This window comes from Bacillus fungorum (assembly GCF_002746455.1).
GTDB lineage: Bacteria > Bacillota > Bacilli > Bacillales > Bacillaceae_G > Bacillus_A > Bacillus_A fungorum.
This window is the reverse complement of record NZ_NWUW01000004.1, coordinates 155,325-173,773: the sequence shown is the minus strand read 5'-3', so window position 1 is coordinate 173,773 and position 18,449 is coordinate 155,325. Positions and strand designations below refer to the sequence as shown.

Annotated in this window: 23 protein-coding genes; 3 read left to right on the top strand and 20 right to left on the bottom strand. The window is 35.2% G+C overall.

Features of this window, described 5'->3' with window-relative positions; translation table 11 throughout:
- Positions 1-103 precede the first annotated feature (103 nt).
- From CO726_RS07550 to CO726_RS07540, 3 genes are read right to left on the bottom strand one after another with little or no spacing between them, the layout of a single operon-like run.
- Complete coding sequence (locus tag CO726_RS07550) at positions 104-289, bottom strand: capping complex subunit for YIEGIA (RefSeq protein WP_000979054.1); 186 nt, start codon at positions 287-289, stop codon at positions 104-106.
- Positions 286-1,179, bottom strand: a complete 894-nt coding sequence (locus CO726_RS07545; protein ID WP_098759519.1) for a YIEGIA family protein — start codon at positions 1,177-1,179, stop codon at positions 286-288. The genes CO726_RS07550 and CO726_RS07545 overlap by 4 nt, the downstream gene beginning before the upstream one ends.
- A complete protein-coding gene (locus CO726_RS07540; protein WP_099683847.1) occupies positions 1,172-1,783 on the bottom strand; it encodes a YphA family membrane protein in 612 nt (203 codons plus the stop codon). Before CO726_RS07540 ends, CO726_RS07545 begins: the two co-directional genes overlap by 8 nt.
- Positions 1,784-1,899: 116 nt before the next feature.
- Here CO726_RS07540 and CO726_RS31430 point away from each other — a divergent pair, with 116 nt between their 5' ends.
- Positions 1,900-2,034, top strand: coding sequence for a YpzI family protein (locus CO726_RS31430; protein WP_000513900.1), 135 nt, complete (start codon positions 1,900-1,902; stop codon positions 2,032-2,034).
- Between the two features lie 312 nt (positions 2,035-2,346).
- Here the strand turns inward: CO726_RS31430 and CO726_RS07530 are convergent, their stop codons facing one another.
- The 4 genes from CO726_RS07530 to CO726_RS31720 form a co-directional block, all read right to left on the bottom strand.
- A complete protein-coding gene (locus tag CO726_RS07530) occupies positions 2,347-3,396 on the bottom strand; it encodes a type 2 isopentenyl-diphosphate Delta-isomerase (protein ID WP_099683846.1) in 1,050 nt (349 codons plus the stop codon).
- A 12-nt stretch (positions 3,397-3,408) separates the two neighbouring features.
- Entirely contained in the window at positions 3,409-4,557 is a 1,149-nt protein-coding gene (gene rpsA / locus CO726_RS07525; RefSeq protein ID WP_098759522.1) for a 30S ribosomal protein S1, read from the bottom strand.
- Between the two features lie 335 nt (positions 4,558-4,892).
- The gene (cmk, locus tag CO726_RS07520) at positions 4,893-5,570 is read right to left on the bottom strand and encodes a (d)CMP kinase (protein ID WP_099683845.1); all 678 of its coding nucleotides are present in this window, start codon (positions 5,568-5,570) and stop codon (positions 4,893-4,895) included.
- 128 nt (positions 5,571-5,698) lie between these two features.
- Positions 5,699-5,872 carry a YpfB family protein gene (locus CO726_RS31720; RefSeq protein WP_098759523.1) on the bottom strand — a complete coding sequence of 58 codons (174 nt, stop codon included), beginning with the start codon at positions 5,870-5,872 and terminating at the stop codon, positions 5,699-5,701.
- A 181-nt stretch (positions 5,873-6,053) separates the two neighbouring features.
- Here CO726_RS31720 and ansA point away from each other — a divergent pair, with 181 nt between their 5' ends.
- The gene (gene ansA, locus CO726_RS07510) at positions 6,054-7,028 is read left to right on the top strand and encodes an asparaginase (protein WP_099683844.1); all 975 of its coding nucleotides are present in this window, start codon (positions 6,054-6,056) and stop codon (positions 7,026-7,028) included.
- A 38-nt stretch (positions 7,029-7,066) separates the two neighbouring features.
- Here the strand turns inward: ansA and CO726_RS07505 are convergent, their stop codons facing one another.
- The 12 genes from CO726_RS07505 to CO726_RS07450 all read right to left on the bottom strand — a co-directional run bounded on the left by CO726_RS07505 (position 7,067) and on the right by CO726_RS07450 (position 17,063).
- Entirely contained in the window at positions 7,067-8,047 is a 981-nt protein-coding gene (locus tag CO726_RS07505; protein WP_099683843.1) for a YpdA family putative bacillithiol disulfide reductase, read from the bottom strand.
- A gap of 108 nt (positions 8,048-8,155) precedes the next feature.
- Positions 8,156-8,686 carry a peptidoglycan recognition protein family protein gene (locus tag CO726_RS07500; RefSeq protein ID WP_001240643.1) on the bottom strand — a complete coding sequence of 177 codons (531 nt, stop codon included), beginning with the start codon at positions 8,684-8,686 and terminating at the stop codon, positions 8,156-8,158.
- A gap of 79 nt (positions 8,687-8,765) precedes the next feature.
- Positions 8,766-9,002 (bottom strand): DUF3961 domain-containing protein, encoded by a 237-nt coding sequence (locus CO726_RS07495; protein ID WP_001983018.1) that lies wholly within the window; start codon positions 9,000-9,002, stop codon positions 8,766-8,768.
- Positions 9,003-9,094: 92 nt separating this feature from the next.
- The gene (locus tag CO726_RS07490) at positions 9,095-9,304 is read right to left on the bottom strand and encodes a hypothetical protein (protein ID WP_099683842.1); all 210 of its coding nucleotides are present in this window, start codon (positions 9,302-9,304) and stop codon (positions 9,095-9,097) included.
- Positions 9,305-9,382: 78 nt separating this feature from the next.
- On the bottom strand, positions 9,383-10,669 hold the full coding sequence (gene gudB / locus CO726_RS07485) for an NAD-specific glutamate dehydrogenase (RefSeq protein WP_048527007.1): 1,287 nt from the start codon (positions 10,667-10,669) through the stop codon (positions 9,383-9,385).
- A 352-nt stretch (positions 10,670-11,021) separates the two neighbouring features.
- Complete coding sequence (locus CO726_RS07480) at positions 11,022-11,630, bottom strand: genetic competence negative regulator (protein WP_099683841.1); 609 nt, start codon at positions 11,628-11,630, stop codon at positions 11,022-11,024.
- A 77-nt stretch (positions 11,631-11,707) separates the two neighbouring features.
- Complete coding sequence (locus CO726_RS07475) at positions 11,708-12,583, bottom strand: MerR family transcriptional regulator (protein WP_136699457.1); 876 nt, start codon at positions 12,581-12,583, stop codon at positions 11,708-11,710.
- Complete coding sequence (locus CO726_RS07470) at positions 12,583-13,359, bottom strand: metallophosphoesterase (RefSeq protein ID WP_099683839.1); 777 nt, start codon at positions 13,357-13,359, stop codon at positions 12,583-12,585. The genes CO726_RS07475 and CO726_RS07470 overlap by 1 nt, the downstream gene beginning before the upstream one ends.
- 58 nt (positions 13,360-13,417) lie before the next feature.
- Positions 13,418-13,897, bottom strand: a complete 480-nt coding sequence (locus CO726_RS07465) for a LysM peptidoglycan-binding domain-containing protein (protein WP_099683838.1) — start codon at positions 13,895-13,897, stop codon at positions 13,418-13,420.
- A 22-nt stretch (positions 13,898-13,919) separates the two neighbouring features.
- The gene (locus CO726_RS07460) at positions 13,920-14,483 is read right to left on the bottom strand and encodes a CPBP family intramembrane glutamic endopeptidase (RefSeq protein WP_098759097.1); all 564 of its coding nucleotides are present in this window, start codon (positions 14,481-14,483) and stop codon (positions 13,920-13,922) included.
- Positions 14,483-16,012 carry a RecQ family ATP-dependent DNA helicase gene (locus tag CO726_RS07455; RefSeq protein WP_099683837.1) on the bottom strand — a complete coding sequence of 510 codons (1,530 nt, stop codon included), beginning with the start codon at positions 16,010-16,012 and terminating at the stop codon, positions 14,483-14,485. Before CO726_RS07455 ends, CO726_RS07460 begins: the two co-directional genes overlap by 1 nt.
- On the bottom strand, positions 16,002-17,063 hold the full coding sequence (locus tag CO726_RS07450) for a YpbB family protein (protein WP_099683836.1): 1,062 nt from the start codon (positions 17,061-17,063) through the stop codon (positions 16,002-16,004). Before CO726_RS07450 ends, CO726_RS07455 begins: the two co-directional genes overlap by 11 nt.
- A 290-nt stretch (positions 17,064-17,353) precedes the next feature.
- Between CO726_RS07450 and CO726_RS07445 the strand changes: the two genes are divergently transcribed.
- Positions 17,354-17,602: a ferredoxin gene (locus CO726_RS07445; RefSeq protein ID WP_001151996.1), complete on the top strand. Its 249-nt coding sequence runs from the start codon at positions 17,354-17,356 to the stop codon at positions 17,600-17,602.
- A gap of 199 nt (positions 17,603-17,801) precedes the next feature.
- Here CO726_RS07445 and CO726_RS07440 read toward each other — a convergent pair whose 3' ends face one another.
- Complete coding sequence (locus CO726_RS07440; protein ID WP_000810851.1) at positions 17,802-18,380, bottom strand: ECF transporter S component; 579 nt, start codon at positions 18,378-18,380, stop codon at positions 17,802-17,804.
- Between the last annotated feature and the right edge of the window lie 69 nt (positions 18,381-18,449).

Genomic DNA, 18,449 nt, shown 5'->3' with positions numbered 1-18,449 from the left:
ACATCTGTTTATTATGTAAAAAACCCTTCTTTGTGCAAGAAGGGATTTGCATTCCAGAATATTTCTCAACGTATCAAAACACCTCACATTATAACACACGTTGCTAATGTTTCACAATAATATATACATTCTCTTGTAAGCGATGCGCAATACCATCTAAAATTGCCTCTAAATTATTTGCAACAAATTCTAATTCCTCTGTCGATTCACAAGTAAATAAAGGGGCACCCCCAGCAAATTTCTCCGGTGTTGTTGTAATAACCGCGAGAATTACACTTTCTAACATCATCTTTTATCTCCCCTTCCTTTCGGGGCTTCCGATGACATATGAACAGCACTTTCTAACGTCGGAACATTCCCTATGACACCTATCGCTTTCTCTGCATCTTGATCTTGTGGCAGGACAAAGATTCCAACCCTGCCATCCTCTAAATCACGCTTTGCTAGCGGTACAAGCGCTGGTGTACCAGAATCTCTATAAATCCCTAAAGCAACAGAAACATCATGTAAAATAGCCTGTCGTTGTCCTAAATTTGCAATTGTAACCATCGCATCAATTGATTTCGGCTTTAGAATAAAACCCATTCCATATTTCATAATTTCCTCTTGTCTTGCTGGCAATCCAATATTCATAATGTAAATATTATCAATATACAACCCCGCCCCTTCAAAACGAAGCGGAACATGCTCGATATCAACAAGATCATGTAACCTCTTACCAGACATTAATGTTTTCGCGATAAAAAATGCGATGATAGCCATAATTACCCCAGCAATCCATGAACGGAATCCTATATACGCAAACGTCGTTGCAAACGACGTTAACATCGCCAAATAGTTACGACTTTCAAAAACTAATGCAATTCCTTCAATGTATGTATTTCCACGCGGTACGAGCTCATATCCATCTAATTGTTGAAGTGTATTTCTTTCCATATTACGCACATCACGAAACTGTGTTGCTGCTAACGTAAGAAACGTAATGGCAGAAAAATCTTTTTTCAAAATTGACGGGATCGCAATTGCTCCTAAAGCCGCTGCAATTAACCCCATCGCAATGTGAATAATTTTCCCATGAAGCCTCGTCGGATATTGCCGCGTATCCGTCCGGAGCATTAGCACTCTCGTTATTGTCCCCGCTATTACGCCGCATAAAATGGCCGGTGTATATTCAGTCATGTATTACCCTCGCCTTTCTTTTACGTGTTTTTCCCTTGAACTGTTCCATATATACTGATGCTTTTGCAATCCAAAACAAAATTGCCATGAAAAATGTAGAAACGGCGACGATATCAAAAAACGCTAAACTACCGTAATCGTAAGGAAAATGTAGCTTTCGAAAAATAAGTGTCACTAACAATTCTCCCTGTAACATTCCTATATACAGAGAACATAATCGTAATATGCGATCCTCGTGTAATAAAACCGTTGCATACACAAGAGCACCACTTAACAAAAACAACCTGTCCACCACAATCCAAATCGGATCATATACTTCTAACAAATGAAAACTTGTATATAACATTGCAATAATAAGTGCCGAAAGTAAGCTATATAATTTTTTCCAAATAGAATATAGTGTGATTCCTATAAAAGCAACAACAGAAAGTAAAAATGCATTTACTGATACCGTGAATGAAGCAATCGTTACATGTAACGGAGAGCAAATAATAAAAATCAATATACAGGCGCTTATCTTCCACCGAATAGAGTCCTTTTTCATAAAAAAAGTTACAACAATCCACCCTATCCAAGCTACAAAATAAAAAGTACTCCCTTCCATCATTTCACCTCCTATGTTTTCCATTATGGGAACTTTTTATGAAAGTTAATCCACTTTCTTCGCGCATAGTTTTTTCATATAACAGCAACACTTTTAATAAGGAGGTGCAATTCATTATGGGTAAAGATCGTCAAGAACGAAAACTAAGAGAATCACGCCGCGTTGAATCTGACCGTGACCAATCATTACAATATCCGGGTGCTACTGGGCTTGATACACCAGAGCAAGCTCGAAAACAAAATCAACACTAATGAATACAAAAAGACGGTTTCGATATTGTACGAAACCGTCTTTTACATATTTCTTCATAATTTCTATTTATATTGAAATAACATTTCACATACAAATCTTTCTACACTTTATTTTTATCCATCCCTATTTCCCTTGACAAAATTAAACCTTCCTCAATAATTCAATAGCACATTATCTACATTTTTCAGTCGCGACTTTTACAAAATAATATATATGAATAATTTCATTTTTATAGAATATTAATTCCATTCCTCACTTTATATTACTAAAAAAGAACAGAAAACAAAAAAATCAACCAAACGGTTGATTTTTCATCTCCTACTATAATGCGTCGTATCAATACCACGCTGCGTTAACCAATGATATGTTTCGCCCTTTATAACAAGAGGTACAGACTGTAACTCTTCTATCGTCTTCGCACCGAGAGCTGTCATAATAAATTTCAAATCTGTATGTAAAAGATCAATTTCATCTACTAATTTCTCGATACCGCCTTGCATTAAAATGCGTAAAAAGTATCCAGCAAACGCAGTTGTATTCGCCCCTAATGCGATTGCTTTCGCTACATCAAGCGCTGTTTGTATACCCCCAGATGCAATAAAAGAGAGGTTATTATTTGTAGAGGTTGCTTCAATAATCGAGGTTGCTGTTTGTATGCCCCAGTTATTAAAATAAGAAAGCATTCGCTGTCTTCTTTCATTTTCAACAGCAGCAAAATTCGTACCACCTTGTCCGCCAATATCAATTGCCGTTACACCAACGCTCGCTAACTGTTGGACCGTTTCCTTACTCATCCCAAATCCAACTTCTTTCACAATGATAGGAACTTTACTATTTAAAACAATTTTCTCAATGCGCTGAAGTACACCAGTAAAGTCACGGTCTCCTTCTGGCATCGTTAACTCTTGTATGACATTTAAGTGAATTTGCAATGCATTCGCTTCAATCATATCAACGGCACGCTCTGCCTGTTCGGTAGTTGCCTCACTACCTAAATTAGCAAAGAAAATACCATTTGGATTTACCTTTCTAATAATCTTATAAGAAGCAGCCTCACTTTCATCTTTTAACGCCGCCATTTGCGACCCTACAGCCATAGCAAGATTATGATGTTTCGCTACATATGCTAATTGCTCATTAATATGTAACGTTTGCTCTCCCCCACCACCAGTCATCGCATTGATAAAAATCGGCGAACTTAGTGAAAGTTCGCCGATTTTTGTTTCACATGTTATTGTGTCATAACTTGAATTTGGCAAACCTTGATGCACAAAATCAATATCATGAAAGCCATGCGTACGAGACTGACCAGTAGAAAGAGCGTATTCAATATGATCTAATTTACGTTTTGCCCTTACCACTTGTACCCCTCTTTATTTCTTTAATTTTTTCAGTTGTTCACCAATAATATCACTTAATTGGAATGTAGCAGAATCAGCATTTGGTTCATACTGACTGTAATCTTCAATTACATTATTTTCCTCAAGCGCTTCTTTTATACTTAAAGAAATACGTTTCTCTGCTACATGGACTTCAAGCACTTTCACTTTTACTTCTTGTCCCATTTCCAATACTTCATTTGGATTTTTCACGTGACGATTTGCAATTTGAGATACGTGCACAAGCCCTTCAACGCCAGGTAAAACTTCAACGAATGCACCGAATGTAACAAGACGTTTTACTACTCCCTCACGAATATCTCCAGCTTTTAGTTCGCCAGCAACATTTTCCCAAGGTCCTGGTTGAGCTGCTTTAATTGATAAAGAAATACGTTGTGTATCCGCATCAACAGATAACACCTTAACCTTTACCTTTTGACCTTGCTCTAATACTTCAGAAGGTTGCTCTACACGTTCGTGTGAAATTTGTGAAATATGAACTAAACCGTCCACACCACCAACATTAACGAAAGCACCGAAATCCGTTAATCGTTGTACTGTTCCTTCAACAACGTCTCCTTCTTTTAATGAAGAGATTGCTTCTTTTTTCTTAGAATCTAGTTCTAATTCTACTACTGCTTTATGTGAAAGGATTACACGATTTTTTTCGCGGTCTAATTCAACAATTTTTACATCTAATGTTTTGCCTTTATAGTCAGTAAAATCTTCTACATAATGTACTTCTACAAGTGAAGCTGGGATAAAACCACGAACACCAAGGTCCACAACTAACCCACCATTCACAATATCTTTTACAGTAACATCAAACACATGACCAGAAGTGAATTTCTCTTGTAATTCTACCCATGCTTTTTCTGCATCAACAGCACGTTTAGATAAGACAAGATCATCTTCTTCTAATTTAATAACCTTTAATTCTAGTGTTTGATCTAATTCTACAACATCGCTTGCTTTTTCAATATGAACGTTAGCTAATTCACTAATTGGAATTACGCCATCTGTTTTGTATCCAACATTTACAAGCACTTGTTTCTCTTCAACTTTCGTTACAGAACCTGTAACAACGTCACCAACTTGTAATTCTTTTGAATCCATAACTTCTTCATTCATTTTCTCTACCATGGAAATACCTCCCTACAGAATTGACAAAGCATTTTTTATGTATATACGAAATGAAAACAATTGTTTTCATTTGCATGTTTAAGAATTTATCATCACATACTCGGTTTTCATACATTTCACTAGAAAATATATTAAACTTATATAAATAGTATACAGCAAAATCATCTTGAAGAAAGTATGTTTTGAAATATAATAGCGAATATATTCTGAAAGTTTTATCCCTCTTTTACTAACTTCTTACAAATCCGATCATTTGTCAAGGAAAGTGGCTCACAATTCACGTATCCTTTACATTTCTATACAAACAAAAAAAAGAAAGAGGCTATCCCCTTCCTTTATTTCGCAAACACTCCTGAAACAATACTCATAATTTTTTGGACAACTTCTTCAATTGATAAAGAAGTTGTATCTAATTCCAATGCATCCTCAGCTTTTTTTAGAGGAGAAACTTCGCGTTCTGAATCTAATTTATCACGCTGAGCAATTTCTTCTTTTAACTGCTCTAAATTAGAATCGAAACCTTTATTCATATTTTCTAAATGTCTTCTTTCTGCTCTTTCTTCAACTGAAGCAAGCATAAAGATCTTCACTTCAGCATCTGGTAACACATGTGTACCAATATCACGGCCATCCATTACAACGCCGCCTTTTTCCGCTAACTCTTGTTGACGACGTACCATTTCTTCACGAACAAGGCGATGCTTTGCCACAATAGATACTCGATTCGTCACTTCAGGTGTACGAATTACTTCAGAAACATCTTGTCCATTTAAAAATACAAGTTGTGTATTTTCTCCTTGCTGAAACTCAATATTTACATTCTTTACAACTTCCATTAACTGCTCTTCATTTTCAATGTCCACTTTTTGCTCAAGGGCTGCATATGTAAGCGTACGATACATTGCGCCTGTATCAATATAAACGTAAGAAAGCTTCTTCGCTACAACTTTCGCAACTGTACTTTTTCCAGCAGCTGCTGGACCATCTATAGCAATTGAAATTTGTTTATCCATTGTAACACCTCATTTTTTCACTTATAAAACAAAACGAAAAGCAGGTATTTTCCTGCTTCTTCTCATTTGCTTCACGTCATTAAATCCTCAATTATTGTAGCATAATCCTTAATAGAAGAAAATGAAAACTACCTATTCACCTGTAAGATTTCTGCTTTGTTTTTTACCATGACACCTTCATAATAAACAATTTTAGATAAATATTTCACTGATGACTTATGTATAAATAACAATTGCACAACACAAAGACAAATGAATTGTATAATTAATATACGAATAAAAATTTTCTCCATCTTTTTCAACGTAATCGCCCCTTCCTATCCTATATTTGCACATTTCGTTTCGTGATTTTATACATCGTACATATAGCAGTTAATTTTATTGTCATTTTCGAGACATACTTTTATACATTTCCATTGTCGAATTTACTCAAAACATGTTATGTTCTAAATGTATTTTTTTTACTTGAAAGGGGTATAAGCATTGAAAAGAATCCTAGTTTTACACACAGGTGGAACAATTGCAATGGAGGAAGATAAAGAAACTGGAGTCGTACAACCAGGTGAAAAAAATCCTCTTTTAAAATTTATTCCTGATTTAGAAGGCGATGTTGATTTAATCGTTGAAGATGTGTTCCATCTTCCATCTCCTCATATGACACCGAGCGAAATGTTACAATTACAAGTCATCATTGATGAAAGAGTAAAACAAGACAACATTCATGGCGTAGTCATTACGCATGGTACGGATACATTAGAAGAAACAGCCTATTTCTTAGATTTAACAGTACAAGCAACTATTCCAATCGTTGTGACAGGTGCAATGCGCTCTAGCAACGAATTAGGTGCTGATGGTCTATATAACTTCTTATCAGCTGTAAAAGTCGCTAGCAGTAGTGAAGCTGCCGAAAAGGGTGTTCTAGTCGTATTAAACGACGAAATTCATTGCGCTACAAATGTAACGAAAACACATACAAGTAATGTAGCAACATTCCAAAGTCCACAGTATGGACCAATTGGTATGGTCACAAAACGTGGTGTTGTATTCCACCATGCTTTAGTACATCACGAAACATATTCAGTAAATACGATTTCTAAAAACGTAGTCGTTCTAAAAGCATACGCGGGTATGGACGATACATTATTAGCAGCAATTGAAAATCTTCCAGTAGACGGGATTGTTATTGAGGCACTTGGACAAGGTAATTTACCTCCAAGAACACTTCCTAGTCTAGAACGATTAATAAACAAAGGAATTCCTGTGGTATTAGTTTCTCGCTGCTTCAACGGCATCGTTCAAGATGTATATTCATATGAAGGCGGCGGCAAACGATTAAAAGATATGGGTATTGTATTCACATACGGTTTAAATGCTCAAAAAGCACGTATTAAATTATTAGTTGCATTAGAGAATACAAATTCTCATGAAACAATCCAAAATATGTTTATGCACGATTAAAAAAAGAAGCTGTCGAAGTTTATTTCGACAGCTTCTTTTTATATTTCTCTTGTTGCAATGGTTTGCGCAATCGCATCTCCATGAAATCTACCGTTCTCGATAAATATTTCATTCGCATTATTTCCAGCAGCAATTACACCTGCAATGAAAATATTTTCAGCGTTCGTTTCCATTGTATCCTCTGCATAAATTGGACGTCCTGTTTCTCCATCAATCTGAACACCCATCTTCGTTAAGAAACTATGATCAGGATGGTAACCAGTCATCGCAAATACAAAATCATTTTGGATTGTATATGCCTCGCCATCAACTGTATACGTTAATGTATGTTCAGTAATTTCTTTCACATGAGCCCCGAAATGCATTTGAATTGTGCCGCTTCGTACTAATGCCTCAAACTCCGGCAAAATCCACGGCTTTATGCTTGGTGAATATTCACTTCCGCGATATAGTACCGTTACACGCGCACCCGCTTTAATAAGTTCTAACGCGGCATCTACACTCGAGTTTTTCCCACCTATAACTACTACATCTCGGTCAAAATAAGGATGCCCTTCTTTAAAATAGTGAGCTACTTTCTTCAGTTCCTCACCCGGAACATTCATATAATTTGGATTGTCATAATATCCAGTTGCTACAACAACGTATTTCGCTACATACATTTCTTTACTTCCATCACGTTTTGTCGTCCCAACCTTAAAGACTTCTCCCTCTTTTTGAACTTTCTCTACTCGTTCAAAAGCATTTACACGTACAGATTTACGCTTTACTACTTCACGATAATACGCAAGCGCTTGATTTCGAACTGGCTTACGGTTTTCTGTAATAAAAGCTACTTCACCAATTTCTAATTTTTCACTAGAAGAGAAAAATGTTTGATGAGTTGGATAATTATAAATGGCATTTACAATGTTTCCTTTTTCAATTACTAACGGATTTATCCCTACCTTTTGCAACGAAATTGCTGCTGCTAATCCGCACGGACCGCCTCCGATTATAATAACTGTTTCTTTCTGCATACTCGTCCACTCCTAGTCTTCTACCTCTGCACTATTTATAAAAACAAGAAAAAACCTACTTACAGCAGTAGGCACCTATCTTTATTGTATTCATTTTTCATATATTTGTCATCTAAACGAAACATACATCCGATAGACATCTGCTAAAAACTGCTGAAATTTAATGCCTTGTTTCCCTAATACATTTTCAGGATCAATCTTTCTAGCTGGGTCAAGCGTTTTATGTGATACGATATCTTTTTTTGGATTCAAGCCGAAGTTTTGACATAAATACGCATGGTACCACGTAAAACGGGTATACGCTTCCCAAAAGTTAACATCACCGCCATAGCAAAGTTCCACTCCAATGGCAGCCTTATTTGCATCATAACCATATAAGTCATTATCTGTCGGCACACCATATCGAACATGATAAGCAACTTCATTTATAGGTATAATTTCTAATATTGTTTTGTCATCTATAAATGTATGTGCCGAGGCTTTCGGTTGTATCTCATTAAAATAATCCCGATTCCCTATCGCATTGCTACCAGGATTCCCCGTATCATGACTTACAATAAACCTTACTTTAGAAAGAGGAATTCCCGGTCGTGAACTTCCATATCCAATATAGTTACGCTCTATAGGAAACATCGCCATTACTACCAACTCCCGCTTCTGAAGATTACCTTACTTCCTTATATATGTATTCGGTAGTAATGTCCTTATAGCATATTTCTTAAGCGAAGAGAAAATCGAAAATATTTGATGTGAACACCATAAATAATAAAATACTTACAGCCACTCCATAAAAACCGTAAAACCAAACACAATCTTCTTTCGTATCTAAACCGAAAAATTTATTTACTGATTGTAATAATGTGCCACGCTTACTTTGCTTGTTTCGTAATACTTCCACTCGTTCTACAACATCCGCTGGCATCATAAATCTTTGGTCCACTGTCATTTTCATCATTAATCTCTCCTTAAAATCATTTCCGTTTTGTTTATCTAAAGAGAGTATAGCACGTTTGTTCGTGCAGAACAAGCGTTCTTTTTATTTTTGTTTTATTTTTCAGCAATCCAAGTAAGAATTGAGATTACAACGGCGATAATCGGCCCTACTACAACCAAACCAAATATTAAAAACAGTAGCCCTTCCCCGAACACCCGAACGATACTTGTTTTTCTAGCTTCCATCGTTCTTGCAAGTTCTCCCTCTAACCTCTTAACCTTTTCTTCTAATTGTTCTACTCGTTCCATCATTTCATTTTTCATATACAACACCTCAATTTAATACTTCAACAAAAAAACGTGATTCCCTCGAAAGGAATCACGTTTTCTCACGATATAATATTATACCCAACCTCTGAAGCGACTTGCTTCAGCCATTTTACGAACACCGACCATGTACGCTGCTAAGCGCATGTTCACTTTACGAACTTGTGCTGTTTCATAAATAGAATCAAATGATCTTACCATTACTTTTTCTAAACGTTGTTCTACTTCTTCTTCAGTCCAGTAGTAACCTTGGTTATTTTGTACCCACTCAAAGTAAGATACTGTTACACCACCAGCACTTGCTAATACGTCTGGAACAAGTAAAATTCCGCGATCTGTTAAAATTTTAGTTGCTTCTAATGTTGTTGGACCATTTGCAGCTTCAACAACGATTTTCGCTTTAATATTATTAGCATTTTCTTCTGTAATTTGGTTTTCAATTGCAGCTGGAACTAAAATGTCGCAATCAAGTTCTAACAATTCTTTATTTGAAATTGTATTATTAAATAATTTTGTTACTGTACCGAAGCTATCACGGCGGTCTAATAAATAATCAATATCTAATCCGTTTGGATCATGCAATGCACCGTAAGCATCTGAGATTGCAATAACTTTCGCACCTGCATCATGCATAAATTTAGCTAAGAAGCTACCAGCATTACCGAATCCTTGAACAACAACGCGCGCACCTTTAATATCAATGTCGCGTTTTTTTGCAGCTTCGCGAATACAAATTGTTACACCTTTCGCCGTTGCTGTTTCACGTCCATGTGATCCACCTAATACAAGTGGCTTACCTGTAATAAATCCTGGTGAGTTAAATTCATCAATACGGCTATACTCATCCATCATCCATGCCATAATTTGAGAATTTGTGAATACATCTGGAGCTGGAATATCTTTCGTCGGTCCTACGATTTGGCTAATTGCTCGTACATAACCGCGGCTTAATCTTTCTAACTCACGGAATGACATTTCACGTGGGTCACAGATAATTCCACCTTTACCTCCGCCATATGGTAAATCAACAATACCACATTTTAAACTCATCCAGATTGAAAGTGCTTTCACTTCATTTTCTGTTACATTCGGATGGAAGCGAATTCCACCTTTCGTTGGACCAACAGCATCATTATGTTGTGCACGATATCCTGTAAATATTTTAACAGTCCCGTCATCCATACGAACTGGTATTTTCACTGTCATCATACGAACTGGTTCTTTTAATAATTCATATACTTCGTTTGGATAACCCAATTTTTCTAATGCTTCACTAATAACAATTTGTGTCGAATTCAATAGTTCAAAATGTTGTTCCCTTTGTTGTTGTGTTTTTGTTTGAGTTCCCTTTTCGGCTACCATAGTAAGTAAACCCCCTGTAATTTCACTTGTTTAGTAAACCTTCATTGCCTAGTATACACCGTTAAATTTGGAATGCAATAGAAAACGCTAACAAATATATACAAACTTTTTTCTGTTGCAAGCGTTTTCACTATCATTATAGTCCTTTTATTACTTTTAGAAAAGTAAAATACTTAAATATTTAAATATTTTTTATTTCACTTAAATACAACACCTTAAAAAGATACATTTAAGTAAAAGAAAGAATGATTAAGTATTTATGATTCCCACTATACCATTGATCGTTTTGAAATTTTCAGACCAATATTTTAGGCTTTCCAAATAAAAAAAACAAAACCTTAGCTATGTTATATTAGCTAAGGTTTTGTTTTTTTACAAAGTAATTGTGTATTTGTTCAATTGCTTGAGAATCCATTAATTCTTTACCATACTCCATTAGACGATAAATAGTTGCTGTAGACGGATTACCATATTCCGCTAAAATAGCTATAAAATCTGCCTTCAGTAATTGAACTTGCTCCTCTTCTTCCATCCAAAGATAGAAACGCCCATCCCACGTATATAGTTTTCCGCCAGTTACATCAAGGTTATATAAACGATTCGACAAGTTAATTACGTCATCTAGTGTAGCAAACTCATAAAGGATGTGCTCGCTTTCATCTAGAGTCACTTGCATTTCAATAAACTCGTCACGGAACTCATCATCTGTATCCGCTTCTTGATGTTCTTTCGTTACAATTACGACCATTCCTTGCGCTTGTAGAGAAAATACTTCAACTGCAATCGGACCATCCGCTTCAAATCCTAATTCTTTATTTGCTTCTTGCATCATATCACGAAATAATTGCTGTACTTTCGGTGCATTTCTCCATAAATCTTCTTTCGTTAATCCTCGTTCAGATAAATCATCAAATGTTAAGAAAATTTTTATCTTATTGTAATTTAATCGTTCCAGCCTCATCTCATACCCTCCCTACGCAACCAATGAATATAATTTTTATTATATGAAATAGAAAATAGATGGTTCTTTTCGAACAACTATTCTGACATTTTTAACCAATCATCCCATTCTTCTTTCGTATCACCAATTAGGCTTGTTTGAATGTTCAACTGATCTCGAGCACCTATTTCTCCTATAACCCCAACAGAAAGGTTCTCATTTTTTTCTTGCAACAAATTCACGTAGTTCACCGCGTTCTTAAGTTCTCGTCCGTCATCAAAAGAGATTACTACATATTTAGGTCTTATTTGCTCAACAGCTAACGAAATGCTATCTTCCGCCAAGCTTGCCCTAATATATATCACCTCATATCCTTTTAATCGTAAATACGTTGAGAAAACAAACCCTTTCAACATATTACTTTCTAACACGACAACTTTGTGTATAGAAGAAAACGATGATGCATTATGATACACCATCCCTAGACGCGTTTGTAAAAATGATACGACATATTGGAATTGCACCATTGTAACTTCATTATTATTTTTTAACGTTAACAATTGATTTGACACTTGAAGAACAATACTTGCGATAACTTTTTCTGTTGCATAAATACTAAAAGCCTCGTTTAACAATGCAGAAGTTGTAATTTCATCAAATTTTAACAAAGCTTGTAGTAAATCGTCCACTAAAACAACTTCTCTATCGTAATGTATTTCTTTTTGAACATCACTCTGCAAACGATTCCCTTCTAATAATTGAACTGCTTGTCCAATCATCATGCCGGAAGAAACCTTGTCCATTAACCATTTCAAAATTTGAATATGCTCTTCTGTATATAATCGATGCCCCGCATGATTCCGCTTTGGGGCAATAATTTGATATCGTCTTTCCCATGCACGAAGCGTACTTGGTTGAATTCCAATTATATTCGAAACAGCTTTTATATTATATTTTCCGTTTAGAGTTGGCATCATTTCCCTCCGCATAACGTAATAATATGTGTTTGAGCAGGTGCTCGGAAGCGAAGTGGAATCAACGTTGTTCCATACCCATTACTAACAAAAAGAGTCATATTTGAATGCTTATATACGCCGCCTTTTAAATATTTTTCAGATGGAAATAATCGAATCTGCCCTCCATGTGTATGTCCACTTAGCACAAGTGAAATTTGTTCTTTTCCAGACATTTTATTTATTATATCAGGGTTGTGGCTAATTAATATACGAAAACCATCTTCTTTACAATCAGCCAATGCTAAATCTAAACGATCGCGTTTCAAACCAACATCATCTACACCGAGCAAACAAATTTTCTCTCCTAATTCAGATTCAAATACAACTCTTGTATTATCTAAAACTTTCACATTATTTTCTAATAACAAAGCATCTAATTCATGATATTCAATCTCATAATCATTGTTTCCCCATACAAAATATACAGGAGCGATCGCTCTTAACTTTTGTATATTAGCAGAGATGTTTGATAAAGGGACACCTCTTTCCGCTAGATCACCACCAATAATTACAAGGTCTACTTTTCCTTTTACTTGTTCAATTAACGAATTTGAAATGACCCTTCTATGAATATCAGAAATAAAAAACACATTTACCTTTTGAAAACTTTCCGGAAATTCTTCAAATATTAAAGTATGTTCTAGCACCGTATTACGCATTGCTTCTGTATACATTACAAGAAGAAATATAATACCAATACATACGAGAGTACTTAATAAGATAATCCATATCATATATTTTTTACTCCCCTCCTCATAAAGATGATCCTCAGTTTTTATAGCAAGTATGTTACTAACTCTCTTGCTTTGTGGACTTATCTTTTATCGGAATTTTTAATTCTTGACCTACATTCACTTCATCTTCTTGTAAATTATTATACTTTTTAATCACTTCGATCCCAGTTTCATCTGAAAAATATTGCTTCGCTATACTTTCTAAAGTTTCTCCCTCTTTCACCGTATGCGTTACCACTTTCTCAGATGGTGCCCCTGACTCAGATTTAGCTGAGTCAAAGAAAATGACCTCAAATGCACTTTTTCCAGCGTTATTACCATCACTTTTCACCTGAATATATTTATCTGTATACCATAAGATACTAATTGGTAGTAATATGAATAGAAATGTTAATACTCGGACGAAAATATGATTCATTTTAAACTTTTGTTTTTTCTCTTTATTTCTATGAATTTCACTACGCGGCGGTAAACCTTCTTTTTCTTCCACTCGCTCAACTTCTAATTCCTCTTCAAAATCAGGAATTCGTTTCCTCATGTTGTTCACCACCACCTTCCATTTATTTTCTTAATTGGAGTCCCATTATAAAATCAACAAGAAAGTGTGCAAAGATTGTTATAAACAAATTTCCTGTCCATTCAAATACATAACCAAAGACAAAACTAATGAAACAGACGAAACAAAACAAAAATGGCTTTGTTATATACCGAATATGTAACACTGCAAATACTAAACTCGCTATTATAATTCCAAAGTGCGTCTGCACTACACCTCTAAATAAAAATTCTTCTGCAAATCCGATAATGAACGTAACAACAAGTAGATGCATAACTGACATCCCTTGAAACATCCTATCGTTAATACCACCGTCATCAAACCAAGACTCTGGAAATACTCGCATTGCAACATAATCTAATAACACAATACCAATCGCTAACAAGCCACCTATTATAAGTATAGACACCGGTTCCCATTTCCACAGACTATACACCGATTTTATATCTCGGAATAATATATATGCTAGTAAACAACCGATGCCGATAATAATGAACTGTGTAATATACAGATTCAGCCTTATTTCTTTCGGACTCATTTCTTCAATATTATGCCTTTGAATGTTCATCATTCCCCCATCTTTTCTAGACCGAAAAGCTTTTGTAACTCTGTTTCCCAATTATAGTCGAAATCCGATTGTTGCGCTTGTCTTTTTTTATAATCTGTTTTTGTAATATGACAATAGTCACAGCAATTTTTCAACTCGTTCTCTTTTTTATAACCGAACTGTTGTAGCAAATATTCACGTCTACATCCTTTCACTTGTATCCATGATTTCATGTTTTCTAGCTCACTATATTTATTACGTAGCCTTATTTCTACTTCAGCTATTAATCTGTTCATAATTTCATCTGACAAGCTCTCTAATATTAATTTTCGCTGCTGTATGATTCCAAGCTGTTCGAGATGATAGCGGATGAAACGCCAATATTGTTCATTAAATCTTGCTGCATTATAACAAATTTCTTCTACCTCTTCTATTGGTAATTCTTTCGTTTGAAACATTCTTTCTTGTAATAAAGAAAATAAAAATTGTATTTGCGACGGACTTGGCAATTCATCTTCAATGATTGAAATTGGCAAATCGTGATCTAACGGACTACATAATAAGATAGCTATACTTGGTTCACCATCTCTTCCAGCTCTTCCGATTTCTTGTAAATAAGAAGCTATATTAGTCGGATAATGGAAATGAATAATATATCTCGTATTCGACTTATTTACTCCCATACCAAAAGCGCTTGTACATATTACAAGCTGCAACTGGTCATTCATAAACTGCTGTTGAATTAACATACGCTCTTCATGTTCCATACCACCATGATAGAAAGCGACACCAGTAACGCCTTTTCCTCTTAAATATTCCGTTAAACGTTCTGTCCACGCTCTGCTTGAACAATATACAATCCCTGGCCCTTGTAAATACATCACCTGGTCCAAAAGCGCCTCTTTCTTCTCTTCTATTGTCTCCACAAATTGTACTTCCATTGCAATATTTGGACGATCAATAGAGTATACATGCTGCGTCACATTCTTCAAATCTAAACTTTCTGCTATATCTCGTAGTACATCTTTCGTTGCTGTTGCCGTTAATGCTAGCACCGTTGGAGACCCGATATTCTCAATGACTACATTTAGTTTTTTATAGTCTGGTCTAAAATCATAACCCCATTGCGAAATACAATGCGCTTCATCCACAACAAATAACGAAATATGAACTTTCTTCAATTCTCTTATTAACAATTCCGACTGCAACATCTCTGGCGAAACAAAAATAAATTTATATGAAGCTAATTTTTTCATCGCTTCTCTTTTTTCATGTAATGTCCGAAAACTATTAAGTGCTATCACTCGGTTTTTCACAACATATTTTAATTGTGTAACCTGATCTTCCATCAAAGATAATAATGGTGATACAACAAGTACTGTTCCTTCTTGCATTAGTCCTGGAAGTTGATAGCACATAGACTTCCCTCTTCCGGTCGGAAGCATCGCTATAACATCTTTTCCTTCCAATAAATCTGTAATTACCCCTTTTTGACCTGGACGAAATTCAGAATATCCAAACCACCTATATAAATATTCCTCAAGTTTCATTTATACCCTCCATCCGCGCCAATACAAGACGAACTTCAAAATAAGAGATATCCTCTCCAACTGCTTGTTTCAACTCACGCAACTTACGTGTTTGTAATGCATCAATTACTTTTGTTACTTTATCTATTTTGGCTTTTTCCATAAACATCTCGATAGAAAAATCTCTTTCTCGCAAAGCAATTTCAACAAAATGATCTTCTATCGTTGCAACCTTTAAATTTCTAATTGTCGCTATTTCTTCTAAAGAGCGCCCTTGCCTCCAAAAATTATATGTTTTTTTCGTTGATAAACTAAATAATTCGGCTCTCTCATTTGGATAAGAGATAATCTCAGCTAATAATGGAAATTCATTTTCTTTATCGCGAACTTCTTGTATAAGGAAATGAATTGTACCCCAAAATAAAAAGTACACCCTGAATATATCTTGTTTCGTAATTTCCGCTAATTGCTGCAATGTACAACCGATACGTTCATATCCTGTTAATCTATATGTTACAATCGTCGCTTCTACCACATTACATTTACCTAGAAGATTATGTATTTCTTTCCATAATCTTTTTGCCAATTCATTTCGCCTATACGGCATACCTGTTAAAAATCGTTTCACCCACACCATTATTTCTGTATCTTGTTGAATAGGAATAAACTTCGTATTATTCTGTTGTAAATTAGATATAGTTTGAATAATTAAGGATAATCTTTTCCAAAATGTTTCACCTAATTCACCATAGTGCAAACCATGTAAATGCGCTGGAAAAGTATACACTTCCTCCCATGTATGTAACTGCCTTTTACCTTTAGATGTTAACAAATATGTATTTTCATGTATTTCTTGAATCAAGTCTGCTTGCAACAACTTTGCAACTTCACGATCATATTCGATTCTATTTAACGATTTATATATTCCAAATAAAAAGGAAATTCGGAACATATTTCCATCTTGTAACGTTTGCGAAGAACGTTTTCCCTTTAATAAATAATAAATAGAAGAAACGGTCCTTTCACCATTCAATTGTTTTAAACAATACAATAAAGTATATTGTAGTTGCATTATACCGCTTCCACCTTTCAATCTAACTTAATTGCTTTTTGATATGATTGTATCACTCATTAAACTTTTCATATCGACACTATACACTTGTATATATTCTATTGTACCAAACGAAATAACATTTACGTATTTTGAAAATCTTATGACATAATGCAAAAATCAGTTGACACCCTAATTGATAAGCATTATCATTATAATTTTATGTTGAAAAGTTTTAAAAACCGTTTTACAATAAGGTTATAATTTTTATGGCGAGCTTTTCACATACATATTATCAGGAGGGAAAAAAGATGGCAAAATATACAATCGTTGATAAAGATACTTGTATTGCATGTGGTGCTTGTGGCGCTGCTGCACCAGACATTTATGACTATGATGATGAAGGTATTGCATTCGTAACATTAGATGATAACCAAGGTATCGTTGAAATTCCAGATGTATTACTTGAAGATATGATGGATGCATTCGAAGGTTGTCCAACTGACTCAATTAAAGTTGCTGATGAATCATTTGACGGCGATGCTTTAAAATTCGAATAGTCTTTTATTAACTTCAAAAAATGTCCCTCATATTAATGAGGGACATTTTTTGTTTTCATGATACTTATTAAAAAACCATTAGTAGTTCCATACTACTAATGGTTTTTTAACCCCGCTATTTGCTGGGCAGCCCGATTGGTGAGGGCTAATAATCAGCGGGGGATGAACCCCCCCACTGATTAAAGTTTCACTTTATATTTTATGCATTTTTCATTTTTGCAAACACCCATACTTTCAGGCGTGAGAATAACGCTACAAATACAATTGTCACAACAATTCCTTTAATCAAATTAAATGGTAAGATTGCCGTTACAACCGTTGTTCTTATAGCCTCGCTAGACATAGCTGGTGAATTTAAAAACCAAGTGTAAGCTGGGAATATGATAATGTAATTTAACACACTCATAATGAGCGCCATTGTAATTGTCCCTAGCATTAATCCTGTCGTTAAACTCTTAACAGTACGATACTTCCTAAATAAGAAAGCTGCTGGTCCAATAAATAAACATCCTGCAATAAAGTTAGCAATTTCTCCAACTGGTACTCCCGTTAAACTCCCTTGAATCCCGTAATGTAAAATATTCTTTATCGCCTCTACAATTATACCTGCAACTGGCCCGAAAATAATTGCAGCAATTAGAGCTGGCACATCACTAAAATCAATTTTTAAAAATGGCGGAAGCCCTGGGAACGGGAAATCCAACATCATCAGTAAATATGCAATACTACTTAGCATCGCTACACTCACCATCTGCACTACACTGTTTTTTTGTTTCATCTTTCTCTCTCCTTTTCCATCGATCATCTCATGGAAAGTGGAAAGGTTCTGCTATGCCTACTTTTTCAT